24 protein-coding genes and 2 riboswitches are annotated in these 22,788 nt (G+C 67.6%); of the genes, 14 read left to right on the top strand and 10 right to left on the bottom strand.

Translation table 11 applies throughout. The features are described 5' to 3' along the window. Position 1 precedes the first annotated feature (1 nt). Genes ACQI5H_RS18510 through glnX form a run of 3 tightly spaced genes read right to left on the bottom strand, consistent with a single transcriptional unit; the run spans position 2 to position 4,604 of the window. The gene (locus ACQI5H_RS18510; RefSeq protein ID WP_427080794.1) at positions 2-2,296 is read right to left on the bottom strand and encodes a serine/threonine-protein kinase PknG; all 2,295 of its coding nucleotides are present in this window, start codon (positions 2,294-2,296) and stop codon (positions 2-4) included. 11 nt (positions 2,297-2,307) lie between these two features. Next, on the bottom strand, positions 2,308-3,285 hold the full coding sequence (locus tag ACQI5H_RS18505; RefSeq protein WP_427080773.1) for a glutamate ABC transporter substrate-binding protein: 978 nt from the start codon (positions 3,283-3,285) through the stop codon (positions 2,308-2,310). Next, complete coding sequence (gene glnX / locus ACQI5H_RS18500) at positions 3,285-4,604, bottom strand: protein kinase G-activating protein GlnX (protein WP_427080772.1); 1,320 nt, start codon at positions 4,602-4,604, stop codon at positions 3,285-3,287. Before glnX ends, ACQI5H_RS18505 begins: the two co-directional genes overlap by 1 nt. A gap of 139 nt (positions 4,605-4,743) precedes the next feature. Between glnX and ACQI5H_RS18495 the strand changes: the two genes are divergently transcribed. Next, positions 4,744-5,376, top strand: a complete 633-nt coding sequence (locus ACQI5H_RS18495) for an NUDIX hydrolase (protein ID WP_427080771.1) — start codon at positions 4,744-4,746, stop codon at positions 5,374-5,376. On the opposite strand, the gene thiE is transcribed toward ACQI5H_RS18495, so the two are convergent. Then, positions 5,348-6,031 (bottom strand): thiamine phosphate synthase, encoded by a 684-nt coding sequence (gene thiE / locus ACQI5H_RS18490; protein ID WP_427080770.1) that lies wholly within the window; start codon positions 6,029-6,031, stop codon positions 5,348-5,350. The two genes, ACQI5H_RS18495 and thiE, sit on opposite strands and share 29 nt — an antisense overlap. A 31-nt stretch (positions 6,032-6,062) precedes the next feature. Then, positions 6,063-6,173: riboswitch (TPP riboswitch) on the top strand. Here thiE and thiO point away from each other — a divergent pair. From thiO to ACQI5H_RS18470, 4 genes are all read left to right on the top strand, one after another. Further along, positions 6,164-7,177: a glycine oxidase ThiO gene (gene thiO / locus ACQI5H_RS18485; protein WP_427080769.1), complete on the top strand. Its 1,014-nt coding sequence runs from the start codon at positions 6,164-6,166 to the stop codon at positions 7,175-7,177. (Overlaps the previous riboswitch by 10 nt.) Continuing rightward, positions 7,174-7,380 (top strand): sulfur carrier protein ThiS, encoded by a 207-nt coding sequence (gene thiS, locus ACQI5H_RS18480; RefSeq protein ID WP_427080768.1) that lies wholly within the window; start codon positions 7,174-7,176, stop codon positions 7,378-7,380. The genes thiO and thiS overlap by 4 nt, the downstream gene beginning before the upstream one ends. After that, entirely contained in the window at positions 7,373-8,131 is a 759-nt protein-coding gene (locus ACQI5H_RS18475; protein ID WP_427080767.1) for a thiazole synthase, read from the top strand. Before thiS ends, ACQI5H_RS18475 begins: the two co-directional genes overlap by 8 nt. After that, complete coding sequence (locus tag ACQI5H_RS18470) at positions 8,128-8,892, top strand: SGNH/GDSL hydrolase family protein (protein WP_427080766.1); 765 nt, start codon at positions 8,128-8,130, stop codon at positions 8,890-8,892. Before ACQI5H_RS18475 ends, ACQI5H_RS18470 begins: the two co-directional genes overlap by 4 nt. 3 nt (positions 8,893-8,895) lie before the next feature. On the opposite strand, the gene ACQI5H_RS18465 is transcribed toward ACQI5H_RS18470, so the two are convergent. After that, a complete protein-coding gene (locus ACQI5H_RS18465; protein WP_427080765.1) occupies positions 8,896-9,414 on the bottom strand; it encodes a serine/threonine protein kinase in 519 nt (172 codons plus the stop codon). An 86-nt stretch (positions 9,415-9,500) separates the two neighbouring features. Further along, the gene (locus ACQI5H_RS18460; RefSeq protein WP_427080764.1) at positions 9,501-10,001 is read right to left on the bottom strand and encodes a serine/threonine protein kinase; all 501 of its coding nucleotides are present in this window, start codon (positions 9,999-10,001) and stop codon (positions 9,501-9,503) included. Positions 10,002-10,400: 399 nt separating this feature from the next. Between ACQI5H_RS18460 and ACQI5H_RS18455 the strand changes: the two genes are divergently transcribed. The 7 genes from ACQI5H_RS18455 to ACQI5H_RS18425 all read left to right on the top strand — a co-directional run bounded on the left by ACQI5H_RS18455 (position 10,401) and on the right by ACQI5H_RS18425 (position 17,064). After that, entirely contained in the window at positions 10,401-10,736 is a 336-nt protein-coding gene (locus tag ACQI5H_RS18455) for a CD225/dispanin family protein (RefSeq protein WP_427080763.1), read from the top strand. Between the two features lie 61 nt (positions 10,737-10,797). Continuing rightward, positions 10,798-11,175 carry a DUF2752 domain-containing protein gene (locus tag ACQI5H_RS18450; RefSeq protein ID WP_076062673.1) on the top strand — a complete coding sequence of 126 codons (378 nt, stop codon included), beginning with the start codon at positions 10,798-10,800 and terminating at the stop codon, positions 11,173-11,175. A gap of 39 nt (positions 11,176-11,214) precedes the next feature. Continuing rightward, positions 11,215-12,708 (top strand): M28 family metallopeptidase, encoded by a 1,494-nt coding sequence (locus ACQI5H_RS18445; protein WP_427080762.1) that lies wholly within the window; start codon positions 11,215-11,217, stop codon positions 12,706-12,708. A gap of 8 nt (positions 12,709-12,716) precedes the next feature. Continuing rightward, a complete protein-coding gene (locus tag ACQI5H_RS18440; protein ID WP_427080793.1) occupies positions 12,717-14,183 on the top strand; it encodes a M28 family peptidase in 1,467 nt (488 codons plus the stop codon). A 90-nt stretch (positions 14,184-14,273) separates the two neighbouring features. Further along, positions 14,274-15,770, top strand: a complete 1,497-nt coding sequence (locus tag ACQI5H_RS18435; RefSeq protein WP_427080761.1) for a peptidase — start codon at positions 14,274-14,276, stop codon at positions 15,768-15,770. A 10-nt stretch (positions 15,771-15,780) separates the two neighbouring features. Beyond that, the gene (locus ACQI5H_RS18430) at positions 15,781-16,188 is read left to right on the top strand and encodes a DUF4190 domain-containing protein (protein ID WP_427080760.1); all 408 of its coding nucleotides are present in this window, start codon (positions 15,781-15,783) and stop codon (positions 16,186-16,188) included. A 90-nt stretch (positions 16,189-16,278) separates the two neighbouring features. Then, entirely contained in the window at positions 16,279-17,064 is a 786-nt protein-coding gene (locus tag ACQI5H_RS18425) for an oxidoreductase (protein ID WP_427080759.1), read from the top strand. Between the two features lie 18 nt (positions 17,065-17,082). Here the strand turns inward: ACQI5H_RS18425 and ACQI5H_RS18420 are convergent, their stop codons facing one another. Beyond that, on the bottom strand, positions 17,083-18,174 hold the full coding sequence (locus ACQI5H_RS18420; protein ID WP_427080758.1) for an NmrA family NAD(P)-binding protein: 1,092 nt from the start codon (positions 18,172-18,174) through the stop codon (positions 17,083-17,085). 93 nt (positions 18,175-18,267) lie between these two features. Here ACQI5H_RS18420 and ACQI5H_RS18415 point away from each other — a divergent pair, with 93 nt between their 5' ends. Beyond that, complete coding sequence (locus tag ACQI5H_RS18415) at positions 18,268-18,843, top strand: TetR/AcrR family transcriptional regulator (RefSeq protein WP_427080757.1); 576 nt, start codon at positions 18,268-18,270, stop codon at positions 18,841-18,843. 3 nt (positions 18,844-18,846) lie between these two features. Here ACQI5H_RS18415 and ACQI5H_RS18410 read toward each other — a convergent pair whose 3' ends face one another. The 3 genes from ACQI5H_RS18410 to thiC form a co-directional block, all read right to left on the bottom strand. Beyond that, positions 18,847-19,464 carry an alpha/beta family hydrolase gene (locus ACQI5H_RS18410; RefSeq protein WP_427080756.1) on the bottom strand — a complete coding sequence of 206 codons (618 nt, stop codon included), beginning with the start codon at positions 19,462-19,464 and terminating at the stop codon, positions 18,847-18,849. Beyond that, positions 19,461-20,288, bottom strand: a complete 828-nt coding sequence (thiD, locus tag ACQI5H_RS18405; protein ID WP_427080755.1) for a bifunctional hydroxymethylpyrimidine kinase/phosphomethylpyrimidine kinase — start codon at positions 20,286-20,288, stop codon at positions 19,461-19,463. Before thiD ends, ACQI5H_RS18410 begins: the two co-directional genes overlap by 4 nt. Continuing rightward, positions 20,285-21,913, bottom strand: a complete 1,629-nt coding sequence (thiC, locus tag ACQI5H_RS18400; protein WP_427080754.1) for a phosphomethylpyrimidine synthase ThiC — start codon at positions 21,911-21,913, stop codon at positions 20,285-20,287. Before thiC ends, thiD begins: the two co-directional genes overlap by 4 nt. Further along, a riboswitch (TPP riboswitch) is annotated at positions 21,904-22,013 on the bottom strand. (Overlaps the previous gene by 10 nt.) 83 nt (positions 22,014-22,096) lie before the next feature. On the opposite strand from thiC, the gene ACQI5H_RS18395 reads away from it, so the two are divergent. After that, positions 22,097-22,783, top strand: a complete 687-nt coding sequence (locus ACQI5H_RS18395; protein ID WP_427080753.1) for a PAS and ANTAR domain-containing protein — start codon at positions 22,097-22,099, stop codon at positions 22,781-22,783. Positions 22,784-22,788: the final 5 nt, after the last annotated feature.

Here is a 22,788-nt window from a genome sequence, read left to right as displayed (position 1 = left end):
ATCAGAAGGTGCTCGTCGGCCGCACCTTGTTGGCCATGTCCACCAACGTGTAGCGGTGCCGCTGGTTGGGCGCGACGCGGGCCAGGGCGCGCAGCGACGCCTCGACGCCCAGCCGCAGGCCGTGTTCGGTGAACGGGAATCCGAGGATGTGGTTGGTGCTGGCGTCGTTGTCCTCGAGCCAGTCCATCGCGCCGCCCAGAACGAGGGCGCGGATCTGCAGCACCCGCGGTTCGGTGGGTGGTAGCGCCTCCACCCGCCGGGCGGCGTCGCGGATCTGCTCCTCGGTGATTTCGTTCGTCGAGCGGCCGGACATCAGCGTGACCGCACTCGTCAGGCGCGCGGTCGTGAAGTGCCGAGAGGTGGCCGGGACTTCGTCGAGGGTGCGCACCGCGGCGGCCCGATCACCCTCGGCGGAAAGGGCCCGGGCCAGACCGAAGGCGGCGGAGATCACGCCGTCGTTCGTCTTCCACACCGTTTCGTAGTACATGTGCTCGTCGGTGCTGCCGGCCAGCTCGGCGGTGGCGGCGAGCGCCAGTTTGGGCGCCAGCTCGCCGGGGAAGGTGTCCAGCACCTCGGTGAAATGTTTGATGGCGGAGTCGTAGTCGCCGGTGAGCAGCTCCGAGACGGCCCGGTACCAGACCAGCCGCCAGCGCCAGCCGACGCGCTCGGCCAGGTCGTCGATCTTGCGCGTGGCCTTGGCCACGTCGCCGAGGTCCAGCAGCGCCCGGACTTCCATCAGCGGCAACTCCACCGACTCGGACACGTCGGCACCCTCGGCGTCCAGCGAGCCGTGGCGGGCGGCGCGCAGCGAATCCAACGTCTGCACGGGCTGGGACAGCACCGTCGCCTGCAGCACCGACGCGGCGACGTCCGTCGGATCGACCAGCGGCACCGGCAGGGCCGTCACGATCTCCCGGGCGGTCAGCCTCTCGGAATGCACCTGGCCGTCCAGGTACACGTCGGTGTGCGCGACCAGCAGGTCCACCCCGAACGTCGAGCGGCTGGGGGAAAAGATCGTCGACAGCCCGGGCCGCGGCACCCCGGTGTCCTGCGCGACCACCTCCCGCAGCACGCCCATCAACTGTGCGGACATCTCGTCGGCGGTGGAAAACCGGCGCCGCGGGTCCGGGTCGGTGGCGCGGCGCAGCAGCCGGCCGAACGAGTCGTAGGTGCCCAACACCGGGTCGTCCTCGGGCAGCCCGTCGACATAGCGGCCGTTGCGGGTGCGCAGGTTCAGGGTCAACGCCGCCAATGTCCGCCCCACCGTGTAGATGTCGGTGGCGACCGTGGGACCGGTCCGCACGATTTCCGGCGCCTGGAAGCCCGGTGTGCCGTAGAGGTAGCCGAACGAATTGATCCGCGACACCGCGCCCAAGTCGATCAACTTGAGCTGCTCCTCGGTGAGCATGATGTTCTCGGGCTTCAGGTCGTTGTAGACCAAGCCGATGGAATGCAGATAGCTCAGCGCGGGCAGGATTTCCAGCAGGTAGGCGACGGCCTCGGCGACCGGCAGTTTGTCGACCTTGCCGTCCTTGAGGCCGCGCTTGAGCGACTGCCCGCCGATGTACTCCATGACGATGTAGCCGACCGGATCGCCGTGCCGGTCGGTGTGTTCGACGAAGTTGAAGATCTGCACGATCTGGGGGTGAACCACCTCGGCGAGGAACTGCCGTTCGGCCATCGCGATCGCCTGCGCCTCGGCATCTCCGGAGTGCACCAGGCCTTTGAGCACCACTGGCCGGTCGTTGACGTTGTGGTCGACCGCCAGATATACCCAGCCCAGCCCGCCGTGCGCGATGCAGCCCTTGACCTCGTACTGGCCGGCGACGGTGTCGCCGGGATTCAGCTGGGGCAGGAACGTATACGGGCTGCCGCAGGATGGGCACCAGCCCTCCGACGCCCCCTTGCCCTCTTCCCCGGACCGGCCGACGGGCTTTCCGCAGTTCCAGCAGAACCGCTTCGATTCCGGCACCACCGGGTTGGTCATCAGGGCTTCGAGCGGATCGATGTCGCGGACCCGGGGGATTTCGACCAGCCCGCCGCCGAGCTGCCTGGTCGGCGGAAGAACCCGTGTCGCTACTTTCCGCTCCTGCGGTTCGGTGTCGACACCGTGGATGAGCGGGAAGTCGTCGTCATCGTCGTCGAAATCGGGACGGAAAAGCGCCTGGGTGGCCTGCAGCCGCCCCGTCGCCATCCCACCGGTCGAGGTGTCCGGCGGCTGCGTGGCGGGACTGACGTCCTCGTCCGGTTGGTCGGCCGGTTCGCGAGCCTCGGGGTTCTTGTCCTCTTTCTTCATCGGCTCGGCCATCAGTCCACATACCTCGGCGCGGGCGGGGCGGGCGCCGGGCCCAGCACCGTCAACCACTTGCGGTACAACGTGTTCCACGTGCCGTCCCGGCGGATCCGTTCCAGCGTGCCGTTGACGAAGCGAACCAGCCCCGTGTTGTTCAGGTTGATCCCAATGCCGTAGGGCTGGGTGGCCAGGTTCGGTCCGACGATGTGCAAGTAGGGGTCCTCTTCGACCAATCCGGCCAGGATCGAGTCGTCGGTGCTGACGGCGTCGATCTCCCGCTGCTGCATTGCCACGAGGCAGTCGGCCCAGTTCACCACCGACACGACGACCGGCGGTGGCACGATCTCCCGAATCCGCTGCAGCGACGTCGTGCCCCTCGCCACGCAGACCCGCTTGCCGGACAGGTCGGCCGCCCTGGCGATCGGCGAGTCACGCGGGGCGAGGATGCGCTGGTTGGCGTCGAGGTAGACGGTCGAGAAGTTCACCAGCTTGCGCCGCTCGCAGGTGATGGTCATGGTCTTGACGACGACGTCGACCTCGGATTGCTGCAGCGCGGTGACGCGCTCGTCGGACGACAGGATCCGGTACTCGACATGTGACGGGGCGCCGAAGATGTCGCGTGCGATCTCGCCGGCGATGTCGACGTCGAAACCGCTGATCTCTCCGGTGATCGGGTCGCGGAAGCTGAACAGGTTGCTGCCGATGTCGAGCCCGACGATCAGCCTGCCGCGGGCGCGGATGTCGGCCACCGCGGCGTCGGCTTCGGGCTTGGTGGCGAAGGGACGAAGGCTTGCGGTCGCGTTGCAGTCCTGGGCGGAGTCACCCTGCGGCAGCGGGGGCTCCGGCGGCAGCTGGTCCATGCCGACCGGCGAGGGTGGCGGCAGCGTCGGCACCGTGGCCACGGTCAGCGATTCGGTGTGGCTGCAACCCGCCAGGACGACCGCGGCGGCGAGTGCGCCGCACACCCGTCGAACCCGGGCCGGACGGACCATTATCGATACTCTTTCAGCCGGGGCCACAGGCCCAGCGCGACCGCGATGGCGGCGCCCAGGCTGAGCACCACGCCGCCGACCTGGGCGCCCGACAGCCCGCCGCGCGCGCTGAGGACGTCGTTGCGCAGGTGGATGCGGCTTTGCTCCATGGCCTTGCCCAGCTGGTCTTCGAGCTTGTCGAAGGCGGGGGTGGAGTCGTCCTCGCCGCTGCCGAGCGCGACCTGGGTGGCGGCCCGGTAGTTGCCCACCGAGATGTAGGAGTTGATCCGGTCGTTGGCCTGCCGCCAGCGGACCAGCAGCTGATCGGCGCCCTGCAGGTCGGGCTTGTCGACGGCGTCGCTGCGCGACATGTACTGCTCGAGCTGGGCGTGCATGGAGTCGATCCGCTCATAGAACGACTGCTTGCGCCGGTCCTCGTCGCCGCGCCGGATCAGCGACAGCGTCTCGTCAGCTCGCGCTTGCTGAGCGGTGATCGCGACATTGGTCACCGTCTTGAGTGACTCCGCCGCAGTGTCTTTTGCGCTGCGACTCGCAGTCGTCGAGATTGTCAGCGCAGTTCCGACCCACACCACCATGACGAGGATACCGAGCGCGCCGACCACCAGCCCCGGGTTGATTCGGCGCCGGGTCCGCCGGGCCAGCCAGCGATGGGAGAACGCGCCGAAAACCACCGTCGTGGCGACGACCAGGATCACCGGAGCCGGGAAGTGGGTCGACGCGGTGGTTTCCGTATCGACCCGGTCGGCCGTGGCCTGGTAGAGCTGCGCCGCGTCGGGCAGGATCGTCGACTGCATCAGTCCCGATGCCTCCGACAGATACGACGAACCGACCGGGTTGCCCGCTCGGTTGTTGGTTCGCGCGATCTCGATCAGGCCGGTGTACACGGCCAGTTCGGCGTTGATCTTTCCCAGCAATTGCACCAGCGGCTCGTCGGTCAGCCCGCTTGACGCCCGGGTCACGGCCGACGCGGCGTCGGTGATGGCCTGCTCGTAGCGCTGCCGGACCGGGCGCGGCTCGGCCTGGGCGATGAACGCGGTCGCCGCCGCGGCGTCGGCCACCGACAGCGTGGTGTACAGCCGACCGGCGGCGAACGAGAGCGGCTCGGTGTGGTTGAGCACCGTGGTCAGCACCTGCTGCCGGTGATTGATGGTCGTCGAGGTGGCAAAGGCGCTGGAGACGCCGAGCGCCGCCAGCACGATCCCGATGGTCAAGATGCGGCCCGGCGTCGTCGAGATGAACCACCAGCGTGGATGAGCCGGTTCGGCCGGCGACCGCGACCCCAGCGGCTCGGTCGACGGGTGCGCCAGCTCAACCGTCACGTCTGTTCAGACCTCACCTTTCGGCCTCGAAAAAGTCGCTGCACGAACCTTTAAGCGAATTCTAAGAGAATGTTCCGGCGTGTGGGGGGAGGCGGAGGCAATTGGGCCCGGGCGTCGCAGACCTGCATATCCTGAACTCGTGCAGGGCGACGGTGACGGATGGGTGATATCCGACGGCGGCGTCCACTATTGGGGCCGCTACGGCGCGGCCGGTCTGTTGCTGCGAGCCCCGCGACCCGACGGCACCCCGGCGGTGCTGCTCCAGCATCGCGCCGTGTGGAGCCACCAGGGCGGCACCTGGGGGTTACCGGGCGGCGCCCGCGACAGTCACGAGTCCCCGGAGGAGACGGCGGTCCGCGAAGCGCGCGAGGAGGCGGGGCTCCTCGCCGAGCTGCTGGCCGTGCGGGCGACCGTGGTCACCGCCGAGGTCTCCGGGCACGGCGGTGCGCGCTGGAGCTACACCACGGTCGTCGCCGACGCCGGCGAGCTGCTGCACACCGTGCCCAACCGCGAAAGCGCCGAGCTGCGCTGGGTCGGCGAGGACGAGGTCGCCGACCTGCCGCTGCACCCCGGCTTCGCCGCGAGCTGGCAACGGCTGCGCACCGCCCCGGCCCTGGTGCCGCTGGGCCATGCCGACGAACGGCGGCAGCGCCTGCCGCGAACGTTGGAGATCGAGGCCGGGGTGTTCGTCTGGTGCATGCCGGGCGACGCGAATCAGGAAGCTTCGCCGCTGAGCCCGCAGATCAGCTCGCTGCTGCAAGCGCTGACTTGAGCCGCTGCGCCGCGGCCCCCGGATCCTCGGCCGCGGTGATCGCCCGCACCACCACGACCCGGCGGGCTCCCGCCTCGAGCACCTCGGGCAGCCGCTGGGCGTCGATGCCGCCGATCGCGAACCACGGCTTGTCGGAACCCAGTTCGGCGGCGGCGCGCACCAGCCGCAGGCCGGGCGCCGCGCGACCCGGCTTGGTCGGCGTGGGCCAGCAGGGGCCGACGCAGAAGTAGTCGGGCGCGCCGGCCCCCGAACCAGCAACAGCGGCGCCGACCTGGCCGGTGTCGTGGGTGGACAGCCCGAGCAGCGTCGCCGGCCCGGCGATCTCCCGCGCCACATCGAGCGGCAGGTCACCCTGTCCCAGATGCAGGGCGTCCGCGCCGGCTGCGTGGGCGATATCGGCCCGGTCGTTGACCGCGAACAGCGCCCCGTGCCGGCGCGCGGCGTCCGCGAGGATCTCGCACGCCGCCAGCTCGTCGCGCGCCTCGAGCGGTCCGAACCGCCGTTCGCCCGCTGAGCCCTTGTCCCGGAGCTGGATGATGTCGACCCCGCCGGCCAACACGGCGTCGGCGAATTGGGCCAGGTCGCCGCGCTCCCGCCGGGCGTCCGTGCACAGGTACAGCCGGGCCGCGGCCAGCCGCATGAGACGTTCGTGCACACCGCGACGCTAGCGCGCTAGCGTAGGACAAGAAGAAGAGCACGGGAGTCCCGGCGAGCGGGGACTGAGAGTGGGCGCGCCCGCCCTTACCGTCGAACCTGATCCGGGTCATGCCGGCGAAGGGAGCGGAGGATGCCGATGGCCGGCTCACTAGCCGTGGTAGGCGGCGGCGTCATCGGATTATCCGTCGCGCGCGCGGCTGCCCGGGCCGGATGGTCGGTGCGCGTGCACCGCACCGGGCGGGCCGGCGCGTCGTGGGTCGCCGCGGGCATGCTGGCCCCGCACAGCGAAGGCTGGCCAGGGGAAGAGCGGCTGTTGCGGCTTGGCCTGGAGTCGCTGCGGCTGTGGCGCGAGGGTGGGTTTACCGACGGGCTGCCACCGGAGGTGATCACCGCGCGCGAGTCGTTGGTGGTGGCCGTCGACCAGGCCGACGTCGCGGACCTGCGCACGGTCGCGGAATGGCTGTCCGCGCAGGGGCACCCGGTGATCTGGGAGTCGGCCGCCCGCGACGTCGAACCGCTGCTGGCACAAGGCATTCGACACGGCTTTCGGGCGCCGACCGAACTCGCGGTGGACAACCGGGTGCTGCTCGACGCGCTATCACTGGACTGCGAGCGTCTCGGCGTGCAGTGGGCGCCGCCGGTGCGCGAGCTGGCCGGTGTCGAGGGTGACGCCGTAGTGATCGCCAACGGGATCGACGCTCCCGCGCTGTGGCCCGGCCTGCCGGTGCGCCCGGTGAAGGGCGAGGTGCTGCGGCTGCGCTGGCGAAAAGGCTGTATGCCATTGCTGGGCAGGGTGATTCGCGCGCGCGTGCACGGCCGGCAGGTCTACCTGGTTCCGCGTGCGGACGGCGTCGTCGTCGGCGCCACCCAGTATGAGCATGGCCGTGACACCGCCCCGGCGGTGTCCGGGGTGCGTGACCTCCTCGACGACGCGTGCGCGGTGGTGCCGGCACTGGGCGAGTACGAGCTCGCCGAGTGCGCCGCCGGATTGCGCCCGATGACACCGGACAATCTGCCCCTCGTGCAACGCCTGGACGCGCGCAGCCTGGTCGCCGCGGGCCACGGGCGAGCGGGGTTCCTGCTGGCCCCGTGGACTGCCGAACAGATTGTCTGTCAACTCGTTCCGGTGGGGGCCCACCGATGATCGTCATGGTCAACGACAAACGGGTCGAGGTCGACGAGCGGACCACGGTCGCGGCGCTGCTGGAGTCGCTGGGTTTCCCGGACCGGGGCATCGCGGTGGCCATGGACTTGTCCTTGCTGCCGCGATCACGCTGGACGACAAGGCTTTCCGAGCTTTCCGAGCCGGTCCGACTCGAGGTGGTGACGGCGGTGCAGGGTGGCTGATTCCAAGCTGACGATCGCGGACCGCAGCTTCGCGTCGCGGCTGATCATGGGTACCGGGGGAGCGACGAACCTGGCGGTGCTGGAGGAGGCGCTGATCGCGTCGGGCACCGAGCTGACCACGGTCGCCATGCGCCGCGTCGACGCCGAGGGTGGCACCGGGCTGCTGGATCTGCTGAACCGGCTCGGCATCACGCCGCTGCCCAATACCGCGGGGTGCCGCAGCGCGGCCGAGGCGGTGCTCACCGCGCAACTGGCCCGCGAGGCGCTGAGCACCAATTGGATCAAGCTCGAGGTGATCGCCGACGAACGGACGCTACTGCCCGACGGGATCGAATTGGTCAGGGCAGCAGAGCAATTGGTGGACGATGGGTTCGTCGTGCTGCCCTACACCAACGACGACCCGGCGCTGGCCCGCCGGCTGGAGGACACCGGCTGCGCCGCGGTGATGCCGCTGGGCTCGCCGATCGGCACCGGCCTCGGCATCACCAACCCGCACAACATCGAGATGATCGTGGCCAGCGCCGGCGTTCCGGTGGTGCTCGACGCCGGCATCGGTACCGCCAGCGACGCCGCGCTGGCGATGGAATTGGGTTGCGACGCCGTGCTGTTGGCCACCGCGGTAACCCGGGCCGCCGACCCGGCCGCGATGGCCGCGGCGATGGCCGGCGCCGTCACCGCCGGTTACCTGGCGCGGCGCGCCGGGAGGATCCCAAAGCGGTTCTGGGCGCAGGCATCCAGCCCGCAACGATGACACGCTATGTGGCGCTCGGCAGCTCGATGGCGGCCGGTCCCGGTATCTTGCCGCGCGCCGCGGGCGCGCCCCGGTGGTCGGGCCGATCGGCCCGCAATTACCCGCATCTGCTCGCCGAACGGCTGAAACTCGACCTGGTCGACGTCACCTTCTCCGGCGCGACCACCGCCCACCTGCTGGTCGACCACCAACACGGTCAGCCGCCGCAGATCGCCGCGCTGGACGGCTCGGAGAGCCTGGTCACGGTCACCATCGGTGGCAACGACGTCGGCTACGTCCCGCTGCTGATGGCCGCCGCACTGCCACACTGGGCGCGACGCCTGCCGCTGCTCGGCGGGCGCATATCCGAACTGCTGGACCGTGACACGCGCGATCGCGCCCTTGCCGAGGTGTTCGATTCCTTGTGCGCGGTCGGGCGCGCGCTGCGCGAGCGCGCGCCGCGCGCCCGGATCTACTTCGTCGACTATCTGACGATCCTGCCCGCGGACGCACCGGCCCCGCCGCTCGCGCCCGCGGAATTCGACCTCGGCCGTCACGTCGCCGGGACGCTCGAACGACTCACTGCTGAGGCCGCCGCGGCGACCGGCTGCGAGGTCGTCAGCGCCGCCGCCGCCAGCCGGCAACACCACGCGTGGTCGGCCGAGCCGTGGACAACCCTGCCGGCGCGCTACGGTGTGCCGCTGCCGGGTCGACCGGCCCCGCTGCATCCCAACGGCGCGGGGATGTGTGCGGTAGCGGAGCTGGTATCAGCGCGGTTGTGACGCTTAGCCGTTGGCCTGCCACCACTTGTACAGGGCCGCCGTGTCACCGTTGGACGCGCGGATGAACGCCAGGACGTTCTTGGAGTCGACGGTCCAAAGCACCTCGGCCTGGCCCGAATCCGTTCCGCACGCCACCTGTCCGGCCGAGTCGGAGTTGCCCTGGTGCCATGTGGTCGGCGACTTGGCGTCCCCGCAGTTGGCAAGGGTGTCGCTACTGATCAGTTTGGTGAACGAGCTGGCCGTGTCGGCGCTGCTGCCAAACAGGAAATACTTGCCGCCCATCGGACCGCTGGAGTCGGCGTTCTGTCCGCACTGCAGCACCGCTACCACCGGGGCGGAAAACGAGCCCTGCACGTCGGAGACCTGCTGTGGCGAGCAGTTGCTGCTGGTGTAGCCCTTCGACAGTGCGCTGGTGAGCGTGTCGACGGGGGCTGCCGCTGCGGTGGCGGTACCGGCGATGGCGCAACCGCCGATCAGCGCTACGGCCGTCGCCGCCCGCAGCGTGTTGGTGAGGGGGGACAATTCTGCACTCCTTTGTTTGAGGGGAAAACCGAGTAATGCGAGGATGTCTCGGGCCGCCACGCCGGAATGCGGTGCGGTGCAACCGTTCAGCCGTTGGCTCGCCACCACTGGTAGAGGGCGGCGGTGTCACCGTTGGATCCGCGGATCAGGCTCATCACGGTCTTGGCATCCGTGGTCCAGATGACCTCGGCCTGGCCCTGATAGGTGCCGCACGCCACTTGCCCGGCCGAGTCGGTCGAGCTGCCCTGGTGCCACACGGTCGGCGATTTGGCGTCCCCGCAATTGGCCAACGTGTCGGAGCCGATGCTGTTGGTGAACGAACTGGCCAGGTCGCTGGCGTTGTTGAAGAGCAGGTACTTGGCGAACACCGGCCCGCTGGGGTCGTTGTTCTGGCCGCACTGGAGCACGGCCGACACGCCACTCGGGGGCGACTGCGAGGAGCAGTTGCTGGTGTTGTAGCCCTTGGACAGCAGGCCGGCAAGCGTGTCGGTGGGATCTGCGGCGGCGGTGGCGGTGCCAAGGCAGACAGAGCTACTCACGAGTGCTGCCGCCGTCGCGGCTCGCAACGTGATGGTGAGGTGAGACATTCGATGACTCCTTACGGTCGCCGGACCGACGGTGCGGCTGCGCTGACGTCCCGGAGTGTATTTGCGTTGTCCGCCGAAAACAGCGCTTCAGCTAAAAGGATCGTAAGGCTATCTCGTGGCTATGCAACACATTCCGTTGGAAATTGTCTGTTTGGGCATCATTCTAGGCGCGCCTCGGTGCCGTGCCGAAAACCGGCCTGCGCTCAAAGCGCCCAGTAGACAAGCCATTTCGATCTGATTCGCCCGCGTTCGACAGGAAACGTCTACCCGGCAATTTTTCCCACCGCGTTTGGGAAGAATCGTTGAGTTAGGAATTTCGCGGACATGCTGCTCGAAGGGCGGCGCTCAGGTATGGTAAGCACGCTTTACGCCAGCTAACTTCTCTTGACTGGAGACCCGATGACTGCACAGCCGCCTCCCCCTCCCGGTTACCCGCCGCAGCAGCCGCCCGCGGGGCAAGCGCCGAACAACTACTTGGTGTGGTCCATTTTGGTGACGTTGTTCTGCTGCCTTCCCCTGGGGATCGTGGCAATCGTCAAGTCCAGCCAAGTCAACGGATTATGGGCGCAGGGCCAATATGCCGAGGCGCAGGCGGCCGCCGACAGTGCCAAAAAGTTCGTGATCTGGTCGGCCGTCATTGGTGTTGTCGTGGGCATCATTTACGCGATCATCGCGATTGCGGGCGGGTTGGCGACCAACTCGAACTCGGCGATGCTTGCCACGATGTTCTTCTAAGGTCGCGATTGGTTCCACGGTGATCCCTGGTTCGAGCCGGCTGAGTCTCGGTGCGCCACTGATGGTGGCGGCGGGCACGACGCTGGTGTGCGCGGCCATCTGGGTGGGCGATCCGACCACCCCGCACGGTCCGCTGCCGGTATGCCCGACCAAGGCGTTGTTGGGGATCGACTGCCCCGGTTGCGGCAGCTTGCGGATGCTGTACTCGTTGATGCACGGCAATCTGCTAGCGGCCGCGAGGTTTAACGCTGTGGGCCTGGTGGCGATCGCACTGTTGGTGTGGGCATTCGCGGCGTGGACCTACGGCCGCGTTTCGGGCCGCCGGATTCGCGGCTGGCAGCACCATCGATGGTCCGCGGCGGTGACGCTCGTGGTGGTGCTGGCCTGGTTTGTGGTGCGCAACATCCCGTTTGCGCCCTTCAGCGCGCTGTATGTCTGAGCTGGAGCTCCGGACCCCCCGCGTCTAACGTTGGGCGCGATGGTGCACAAATCCAGGGCTGTCGCGGCGGTGCTCGGCTTGGTCGGCGTCACCGTCCTTGCGTCCGGGTGCTTCCATCCGGCGACCACTTCGCCGCAACCTACCCCCGCCGCGGCCAAGTTCGCCAGTGCCTTGCAGCACAAGGTCACGACCGATGCGATGATGGCGCACCTGTCGAAGCTCCAGGACATCGCCAATGCCAACAACGGCACCCGTGCGGTAGGCACCCCCGGCTATGAGGCCAGCGTCGACTATGTGGTGAATACACTGCGTAACAGCGGGTTTGACGTGCAGACGCCGGAGTTCTCGGCCCGGGTGTTCCATGCCGACAAACCGGAGGTGACGGTCGGCGGCAAGCCCGTGGAGGCGCGTGCGCTCGACTACAGCGCCGCCACACCGCCGGACGGCGTGAGCGGGCCACTGGTGGCCGCTCCGACCGGAGAGAGCGCGGCCTGTAAGGCCTCCGACTTCGACGGGCTGGCGGTGCACGGTGCCGTGGTGCTGGTGGACCGCGGCACCTGCCCCTTCGCCCAGAAGGAGGACGCCGCGGCGCAGCGCGGCGCCGTGGCGATGATCGTCGCCGACAACGTCGACGAGCAGCAGATGGGCGGAACCCTGGGCGCGGACACCGATGTCAAGATCCCGGTGATCGGGGTGAGCAAGTCCGTGGGGGTGCAGCTGCGGGTCCAGCCGGGGCGGACGACGATCAAGCTCAATGCCAGCAGCCAGAGTTTCAAGGCTCGCAATGTCATCGCGCAGACCAAGACCGGTTCCCCCACCGACGTAGTGATGGCGGGGGCGCATCTGGACAGCGTGCCGGCGGGACCGGGCATCAACGACAACGGGTCGGGCGTAGCCGCCGTTCTGGAAACCGCGGTGCAGCTGGGTAATTCACCGCAAGTGCACAACGCGGTACGGTTCGGCTTCTGGGGTGCGGAGGAACTCGGACTGATCGGATCGCGCAACTACGTCGAGTCACTCAACCTCGACGCGCTCAAAGACATTGCGCTGTACCTCAACTTCGACATGCTCGCGTCGCCGAATCCCGGCTACTTCACCTATGACGGAGACCAATCGCTGCCGCCGGATGCGCGCGGGCAGCCGGTGGTACCTGAGGGTTCGGCGGGCATCGAGCGCACGTTTGTCGACTACCTGAAGTCGGCCGGCAAAACCGCACAGGACACCTCGTTCGACGGGCGCTCCGACTACGACGGCTTCACCCTGGCGGGCATCCCCGCGGGCGGCCTGTTCTCGGGTGCGGAGAACAAGAAGTCCGACGAGCAGGCCAAGCTGTGGGGCGGGACGGCAAACGAGCCGTTCGATCCCAACTACCACCAGAAGGGCGACACTCTCGACCACATCGACCGCACCTCGCTGGGCATCAACGGCGGCGGCGTCGCCTACACGCTGGCGCTGTACGCACAGGACCTCGGCGGACGAAACGGCGTCCCGGTCATGGCGGACCGAACGCGCCACGTGCTCTCCAAGCCATGACGCGTGCCATGCCCCGTCGGCTGGGCGCGCTGCTGGTGATCGGGCTGCTGGCCGCCTGTTCGTCGGCGCGGCCGGCTCCGCCCGCCGCGGCGCCGGACCTCGGCCGTGGCCTGGCCGCAAAGGTGAGCGTGGAGGAGATGTTCGGCCACCTGCGCGCGCTGCAGGACGTCGCCAATGCCAACAAGGGGAACCGGGCGGACGGCACACCGGGCTACGACGCCAGCGTGGAGTATGTGGTGAAGACGTTGCGCGGCAAGGGTTTCGAGGTATCGACGCCGCAGTTCGACCGCCTGTACGCCATTGCCCAGGGCAAGCCGGCGCTGACGGTCGCCGGGCGTGGCTATCCGGTCGACCAGGCCTCGCTGTTGGTCCGGACACCGCCCGGCGGTCTGACCGGGCAACCGGTCCGGCCGGCGGCGCCGTCGGGCTGCGCGGTCGGCGACTACCCGGCCGCCCTACCCAAGGGTGCGATCGCCGTCGTCGACGACACCCGCTGCTCGCTGGTCGACAAACAGAACAGCGCGGTGGAAAAGGGCGCCGTCGCGCTGGTGGTGCTCAGCACGCCGGGCGGCCAGGGCGCGCCGCCGACGTTGTTCAATCCCGGTTACTTCAAGCAGCTGACCGTTCCGGTCGCGGTCGCCGGCGCCGACGCCGCCGGCGCGCTCGCACGCAGCACCGCGCCGGTGCATCTGGTCCTGGACGCCGAGAACGTCAAGATCACGTCGCGAAATGTGCTGGCGCAGACCAAGACCGGCTCGACGAACGACGTGATCATGGTCGGCGCGCATCTGGACGGCCCGCGCGACAGCCCGGGCATCAACGACAATGGCTCGGGGGTTGCCGCGGTGCTGGCAACCGCGCTGCAGCTCGGGCCGCTGGCGCCGGTGAACAACGCGGTGCGGTTCGTGTTCTGGGGTGCCGACGAGGACGGGCTCAACGGCGTGATGGACTACGTGTTCGGCCTGGATGACCAGCAACGCAACGACATCGCCATGTACCTGAACGTCAACCTGATCGGCTCGCTCAACGCCGGCTTTTTCACCGACGACGGCGATCAGTCCGGTCCGCCCGGACAGGGCGTCTCGTTCGGTGATGTGCCCGACGGCTCGGCCGGCATCGAGCGGACGCTAGACGGCTACCTGAACCTGGCCGGGAAGCGGCCCGCCGACATGCCGCTGGGCACCCGGACCGACTACCACCCCTTCATGGTGGCGGGCGTGCCGATCGGCGGTCTGAGTGCCGGCGCGTCACAGCTGAAAACCCCTGTGCAAGCACGGCTATGGGGCGGCAAGGCCGGGGTCGGCTTCGATCCCAACTTCCAGACCCCCCGCGACACCATCGACAACATCAGCCGGGAAGCATTGGCGGTCATGGGTTCTGCGGTGGCGTACGCGGTCGGCAGCTATGCCGTGTCGATTGGGGGCGTCAACGGCGTCCCGTCCCACGACAAGCGGCACCGCACGCGACTGCCGTAGCGCTCTCATTTATGGCACGCTCGTTGATCAACGGATCTACAATGAGTCCCTTTGATGCAGTCGTGCAGGCCGGTCGGGATGAGGTTGGTCATGGATAACCACGCGCGGTATCGACGTCGACCGGCCGGAGGTCGCCGACGCAGAGCGGCGGCATCGCTGCGGGTGGCAATCGCCTGCGCGGCGGCGATACTCGTAGTGGCCGGCTGCAGCACCTTCGTCGAGGGTCGAGCCCTGTCGATGCTCAACGACCCGTTCCGGGTCGGGGGTCTGCCCGCCACCAACGGTCCCAGCGGGATCCGCCCGAACGCACCCGCTCCGACCGGAACGGTGGTCAACACCGACAACGGCACGATCGACAAGTTGTCATTGCTATCGATCAACGACATCGAGGAGTACTGGAAGTCGGTCTACGGAGAATCGCTGCAAGGAACGTTCGTCCCGGTCGGCAAGCTCATCTCCTACGACTCCAACAATCCCAGCAGTCCGATCGTCTGCCACAACGACACCTACAAGCTCGTCAACGCCTTTTTCACGTCGAGATGCAACCTGATCGCCTGGGATCGCGGCGTGTTCATGCCTGTCGCGCAACGCTATTTCGGCGACATGTCCGTCAATGGCGTGCTGGCCCACGAGTTCGGGCATGCCCTGCAGCAGATGGCGAAACTGGTGACCCGCAAGGACCCCACCATCGTTCGCGAGCAGCAGGCCGATTGTTTCGCCGGCGTGTATCTGTTCTGGGTGGCCGACGGCAAGTCGCCGCGCTTCACGCTGAGCACCGCCGACGGACTCGACCACGTGCTGGCCGGAATCATCACCACCCGTGATCCGGTGATGGACGCCGATACCGTGAACGACGACGAACACGGATCGGCCCTGGATCGGATCAGCGCCTTCCAGATGGGCTTCATCAGCGGGGCCTCGGCCTGTGCGGGAATCAACAAGCAGGAAATCGAGCAGCGCCGCGGCGACCTTCCCAAGACCCTGCGCGTCGATAACAACGGGGACCCGGAGACGGGCGAGGTCACGCTCAACGAAGACACCCTGTCGACGCTGATGGAGCTGCTGGGAAAGATCTTCTCGCCGAAGAATCCGCCGACGTTGTCCTACAAGCCGGCCGATTGCCCGGATGCGAAAGCCAGCCCGCCGGCGTCGTATTGTCCGGCCACCAACACCATCGTGGTCGATCTGCCCGGGCTGGCGAAGATGGGCAAGATCTCCGCCGAGAGCGAACACACGCTGCCGCAGGGTGACGACACCGCGCTGTCGGTCGTCATGTCGCGATACGCGCTGGCGGTACAGCACGAACGCGAGCTGGCGATGCAAAGCCCGTGGACCGCGCTGCGCACCGCATGCCTGACCGGTGTTGTGCATCGCAAGATGGCCGAACCCATCGACTTGCCTTCCAAGAAGGAGCTTTTGCTGACCGCCGGCGATCTCGACGAAGCCGTCGCGGGCTTGCTCACCAACCACCTGGTGGCCAGCGACGCGGACGGTACCAGCGTTCCGGCCGGTTTCACGCGGATAGCGGCGTTCCGCGGCGGCGTGACCGGCAACATGGACGCGTGCTTCTCGCGTTATCCCGGATAAGGAGGCGTCCGTGTCGGAACCACCTCCCAGCTATCCGCCGCCACCACCGGGTGGCTACGGCGCGCCCCCGCCCCCGGATGGTTATGGTTACCAACCGCCACCGCCGGCCGTCGGCACCAACGGGATGGCCATCGCCTCGTTGGTGTGTTCCTTGTTCGGGTGGCTGTGCGTCATCGGGGGGATTCTGGGCATCATCCTCGGCATTGTGGCGCTGGGCCAAATCAGGCAGAGCGGCCAGGGCGGCCGCGGATTGGCGGTCGCCGGAATCGTTATCGGCGGCATCGTGACCGCGCTGGTGATACTCGCGGGGATCGTCGGGGCCGTCTTCGGCGGCGCGTCACACACGCATTCCAGCGCGCCGGCGACGGCGATAGTCGTTGCAGCTCAACCTATCCCAACGAGTCTCGCTATCGGCTGATCGGCCTACCCGACCGAATTTGACCATGTCGACGCCCAGCGCGGCGTAGCCTTTAGCGTCGAGCGCGCCGCAGACGCGGGAAGGACGGATATGGATTTGCATCTCGCGGGGAAGACCGCAGTGGTCACCGGCACCAGCAAAGGCATCGGTTTCGCGATCACCAAGGCCCTCGTGGATGCGGGAGTGCATGTCGTAGCCGCGTCGCGGACCCCCGGCAACGGACTGCCAGCGCTTCAAGAGACGGGGCAGGTGTCGTTCGTGTCCGTCGATCTTTCTCAGCCCGCCGCCGCCGAAGAGCTGGTCGCCGTGGCAGCCGAGCGCGGCGGGATCGACATTCTGGTCAACAACGTCGGCGGTTCGAAGGTGCGTGCGGCCGGGCTGGCCGGCATTACCGACGACGAGTGGCAAGCGTCGTGGGATCTCAACGTGATGGCCGCGGTGCGATCCATCCGCGCCGCGCTGCCCCAGATCGAAAGGCGCGGCCGCGGCTCTATCGTCATCATCGGCTCGATCAACGCCTACCTTGCCAATCCCGAAAGCTATGACTATTGCGCCGCCAAAGCTGCCCTCGCCAGTTTTTCGAAAGCATTGTCAATAGAGTTGGCGCCGAAGAACATCCGAGTCAACTTGGTCAGCCCCGGGGCGGTGCTGACCGAGATTTGGACCGACGAGGGCAGGTTGGCCGCTCAGTATGCCGCCGCCGATGGCCGCACGCCCGAGGAAGTCCGGGCCGCGATCATCGAGAAAACTCCGACGGGCCGGTTCACCACCCCCGAACAAGTCGCCGACCTCGTCTTGTTCCTTGTCAGTGAACGCGCCGGCAACATCACCGGATCCGACTATCGCATCGACGGCGGCTTCGTCACGACCCTGTGATCGGCGCAGCAGGCGCAGCTAGAGCTTGCCGGTCCTCAAATCTGCACTGCCTTTGAGGACTGCGGAGTCAAGGCTCCAGTTTTCCGGCTGGATCCTCTCCCACAGACTGCCTTTTCCGAGCTCTCGTCCCAACTGATCTTCTCGTCTGAACCATTCCTCGGCACTGCTGATCCTGTTGGGGTGGATCTCGTCGAGCAGGGCGTAGTCGCGGGTGATGATCCCGTGTTTCCAGATGTTCCAGAACCCGGTGAAGTTTTCCCGGAAGCTCATGGTGCTCTTGTCGTTTGGGTCTGCGTTGTACCCGGCCGGCAGGTCCGCAACCCCGCTGAGTGGCCCGTTCTTCCAATAGTCATCGAGATCAGTGTCGATGTACTGGGCGGGGTGTCCGGTCACCTTCTCGAACGCCGACGCGACTTCGGTGTAGGTCATGTGGCCGATGGCCACTTCCAGGTTCATGCCGTTGGCCAGGCGTGGATGGTCGAAAAGCCAGCGTACGTAAAAGCCGCAGTCGTCCAGAGCCACGTGCGGGATGGCTCCCTGGCCGAGGGGAACTCGCCAAGTGACGACGCCGTCTTCGACGGTTGGCGTCATGGGGGTCAGTGGCGAGATGGTCATTTCGATGTAGGGGCCCGACGTGAAAACTGCCGCACCCATCCTGTTCCCGTTTTGGTTCTGGGACAGGATCCATTCGGCGATGCGCCCCTTGCCGTCATAGTGGCCCGCGCGAAACGTGGAGTCATAGCCGGATTTCTTGAGCGCATAGTCCAGATTTCCGTAGACGAAGAACTTGATTCCCTCTTCGAGGGCGATCTCGTAGCTACGGATGGCCCAGTAGGTTTCGGTTTTCTCGCCGGTGTTGAATCCGTCGATGTTGACGTACGCCCCGTCGCATCCGCGGAACCCTTCCCGCAGGACGTCATCATCGGCGAATGAACCTTCAACGATGGAGACGTTGCCAAGCGCGAGCAAGGCTTGGGCCCGCGACGAGGTGGCGTCACGGGTCAGCACTCGCACGGAGTACTTCCCGTCTGCGACGAGGTCACGCACGATCGGCATCCCTTGAGCGCCGGTGCCGCCGATGACGAAAACGGTGGAGGTGTGTTCGGACATGGCGTTGGACTCCGTTGGTTGGCTGCGCGGGATCCCGAAATCCAATATTGAACCGATCGGTTCAATAAGTCAAATCGTCGGTACCATCGCCGGGTGGGTCGGCTGAAGCAGTTCGACGACGCGACGGTGGTGCGCGCCGCCCGCGACGCGTTCTGGCAGCGCGGCTATGCCTCGACCTCCCTGGCGGACCTCGAGGCGGCGACCGGACTGAGCCGATCCAGCCTGTACCTGACCTACGGCAGCAAGAGAGGGCTGTTCGCCCGCGCGCTTCGGAACTACCTGGACGAGCTGATCTGGCCGATCCTTGCGCCCATGGAGGCCACCGGGGCCGGCCGCGAGGAAATCGCCGGCTACTTTGTCGCGCAGGCGGCCCGTCTTCGCGGTTCGCCGCACGCACACTTGCCGCGCGGGTGCCTGATCGCCAACACGTCGACGGAGCTGAATGTCCTCGACGACGAGGCCGTCCAGGTCGTTCTGCAGTACCGCAGCCGCGTGCGGGCGGCCATCCTCCACGCGCTGGGCGGGACGGCCGAAAGCGTTCACGACCGCGAAGCCAAAGCGGACATCCTGGCGGCGGCGCAAATCGGCGTGATGATCACCGCGCGGGTTGACCCGAATACGGCAGCGACGCTGGCCGAGACGATCGCGACCGAGGTCAAAACCTGGTGAATGTCAGCGCAGCAGGCGCAGCGCCGCGTCCACCGCGAGCGCGGGCACATCGAGTTTCTTGGATCGCAAATCGTGCCGGGCGCCGGCGATTTCGACAATCTCGATCGGTGCGGCGACCAGTGCCGCCGCCGCACGAACCTCGTCGGGGGTTCCGAAGGGGTCCGACGTGCCGTGGGTGAACACCGTCGGCACCGTGATGTTGGGCAGGTGTTCGGTGCGGGGCCGTTCGGGCTTGCCGGGCGGATGCACCGGATAGGAGAACAGCGTCAGCACGTCCACCGGTGCTTCGTCGGCGGCGACCACCATCGACGTCTGCCGGCCACCGTAGGAATGTCCGCCGGCGATCAGCGGGCCGTCGGCGAGGTCGCGGCACACGGTGATCGCCTCCACGATTCCGGCACGGTCGCCCGCCGCCGAGCCGGACGGCGGGCCGGTGGGCCGGCGCCTGCGATAGGGCAGGTTGTAGCGCACCGCGAGCCAGCCACGTCTCGCCCATTCGTCGCAAACCTGTTGCAGCAGTGCGGATTCCCTGCTACCCCCCGCGCCGTGGGTCAGCACGACCACCCCGGTGGCCGGGCCCGCCGGTCGATGCGCGACACCCGCGATCCGTTCGAGGTTCATGACAACCGGAACAGCGGCGAGACCGGCCCGTGTCCGTGGCCCAGCGGATAGGATGCGCGCAGGCATTCGGTCACCCACCCCTTCGCGAACTGCACCGCGTCGGGCACGGTAAAGCCGTGCGCCAGCGCGCAGGCCGTCGCCGCGGCGAGGGTGTCCCCGGCGCCGTGGTCGTGAATGGTGTCGACCCGCGGTGAGTCGAACTCGTGAAAGTCGGTGCCGTCGAACAAGATATCCGTGCTGTTCGCCGACCCCTGCAGGTGCCCGCCCTTGACCAGCGCCCACTTGGGTCCCAAGGCGTGCAGCGCGTGTGCGGCCTCCCGCTGCGACCGCGAGTCGACGACGTCGATATCGACCAGCAGCCGCACCTCGTGCAGGTTCGGCGTGACCAAGCATGCCAGCGGAAACAGTTCGGTGCGAAGCGAATCCAGTGCGCTCGCGTCCAGCAGCGGGTCGCCGTGCATCGACGCACACACCGGGTCGACCACCAGCGGCGCGTCGCCGCCGTGATCACGCCAGGCCGCGGCGACCGCTTCGATGATTTCGCCCGACGCCAGCATGCCGGTCTTGGCAGCCTGCAGCCCGATGTCGTGACAGACCACCTCGATCTGGGCGGTGATGACGTCGCCGGGGACCTTGTGAAAACCCCTGACGCCCACCGAATTCTGCACCGTCACCGCGCTCACCGCACACAGGGCATGAACCCCGAGCAGCGTGCAGGTGCGCACATCGGCCTGCATACCGGCGCCGCCACCGGAGTCCGATCCGGCGATGGCCAGCACCCGCAGCGGCGTCTCGCCCGGCCCGGGCAGCGGCAGGTACGTCACGTTATAGGTAGATACACCCGATTGCCGTGCTCGGCGAACTCGACCGACTTCTCGGCCATCGCGGCCTCGATGGCTTCCTCGCTGTCGAGCCCGTGCGCGGCGGCGTAGTCGCGGACATCTTGGGTGATCCGCATCGAGCAGAACTTCGGCCCGCACATCGAGCAGAAATGCGCCGTCTTGGCCGGCTCGGCGGGCAGCGTCTCGTCGTGGAACTCCCGTGCCGTGTCGGGGTCCAACGACAACGCGAACTGATCGTTCCAGCGGAACTCGAAGCGTGCCGTGCTCAAGGCGTCGTCGCGCTCCTGCGCGCGCGGATGGCCCTTGGCCAAGTCCGCCGAGTGCGCGGCGATCTTGTAGGCGATCACCCCGTCCTTGACGTCCTTGCGGTCGGGCAGTCCCAGGTGCTCCTTCGGGGTCACGTAGCACAGCATCGCGGTACCGGCCTGCGCGATGATGGCCGCGCCGATCGCGGAGGTGATGTGGTCGTAGGCCGGCGCGATGTCGGTGGCCAGCGGGCCCAGCGTGTAGAACGGCGCCTCCTCGCACAGCTCCTCCTCGAGCCGCACGTTCTCGACGATCTTGTGCATCGGGATGTGTCCCGGACCCTCGATCATCACCTGTGCGCCATGGGCTTTCGCGATTTTCGTCAGCTCGCCCAGGGTGCGCAGCTCGGCGAACTGCGCGGCGTCGTTGGCGTCGGCGATCGAGCCCGGACGCAGCCCGTCACCGAGCGAGAAGGTGACGTCGTAGCGCGCGAAGATGTCGCAGAGCTCTTCAAAGTTGGTGTATAGGAACGACTCCCGGTGATGCGCCAGGCACCAGGCGGCCATGATCGACCCGCCGCGGGACACGATGCCGGTGACGCGCTTGGCGGTCAGCGGCACATAGCGCAGCAGCACGCCGGCGTGCACGGTCATGTAGTCCACACCCTGCTCGCACTGCTCGATCACGGTGTCGCGGTAGATCTCCCACGTCAGCTCGGTCGGATCGCCCTTAACCTTTTCCAGCGCCTGATAGATCGGCACCGTGCCGACCGGCACCGGCGAATTGCGCAGGATCCACTCGCGGGTTTCGTGGATGTTCTTGCCGGTGGACAGGTCCATGATGGTGTCGGCGCCCCAGCGGGTGGCCCACACCATCTTGTCGACCTCTTCGGCGATCGACGACGTCACCGCCGAGTTGCCGATGTTCGCGTTGACCTTGACCGCGAATGCCTTGCCGATGATCATCGGCTCGCTCTCGGGGTGGTTGTGGTTGGCCGGAATCACCGCGCGGCCGCGGGCGACCTCGTCGCGCACCAGCTCGACCGACACGTCCTCGCGCGCGGCGATGAACGCCATCTCCGCGGTGATCTCGCCGGCGCGGGCGCGCTGCAGCTGGCTCCCGCGGTCGCGGACCACGCCGGGCCGCGCCGGCAACCCCGCCGCGAGGTCGATCATCGCCTCCGGATCCGTATACGGACCGGAGGTGTCGTAGAGGTCGAAGTGGTCGCCGGTGGACAGGTGCACCCGTCGGAACGGAACCTTGAGACCAGCGCCGGTGCCCGGCGCCGCAATTTCGCGATAGGCCTTGCTACTGCCCGCGATGGGTCCCGTGGTCACGGACGGTTCGACAGTTGCGGTCATTGTCATCTCCCTACGCCGGCATTACCCGGTCAGGTTCGTACGGTCGACGGCCCCAGCCGTCCTCTCAGCGCACTGGGCGTGCGCTCCCGCGTCCTATTGTTTGATCGTCCGCACGCGACGTTACCCCCAACCCCGTGCCTGACGACTCTCGCCGTCGAATCCAGCCGGTGGAATGATGGAGACGTGCCACAGCCCACGCCAACGACCGGCGACGCCGAGGGCGCCGCCTCGGGACACTTGAGCGTCGGCAGCTTCCGCTTCTGGTTCGCCGGCGAGCGCTGGGAATGGTCCGACGAGGTCGCGCGGATGCACGGTTACGAACCCGGGTCGGTGGTGCCGACGACGGACCTGCTTCTGTCGCACAAGCATCCGGATGACCGTGAACACGTCCGTGATCTGCTCGACCACGCGGTGCAGTCGGGAGAGTCGTTCTCCAGCCGCCACCGCTTCATCGACACCGCCGGCGGTGAGCACGATGCGATCGTCGTGGCCGACCGCATCGTGGACGAATCGGGTGCGGTGCTGGGTACGGCGGGCTACTACATCGACCTCACCGACACATTCGGTGAAGCGCGCTCGGAGACCCGGCAGGAGGTGCTCGACGAGGCGCTGCCGGACTTGTTCGAGAACCGCGCGGCCATCGAGCAGGCCAAGGGCGTGCTGATAGCCGTCTACCGGGTGAGTGCGGATCAGGCCTTTCGGGTGCTGCAGTGGCGCTCTCAGGAGACCAACGTCAAGCTGCGTGTGCTGGCCAAACAGCTCGTCGCCGAAGTCGTCAGCCTGCCGCCGCCGTCGCCCACCGTGCAAAGCCAGTTCGACCACGTGCTGCTGACCGTGCACGAGCGCGTCCCCGCCGAATCCACCCGGTGACGGGG

The organism is Mycobacterium heidelbergense (assembly GCF_050205645.1).
Lineage (GTDB): Bacteria > Actinomycetota > Actinomycetes > Mycobacteriales > Mycobacteriaceae > Mycobacterium > Mycobacterium heidelbergense_A.
Note: the sequence above shows the minus strand (reverse complement) of the source record. Positions and strands in the feature narration are given on the sequence as shown.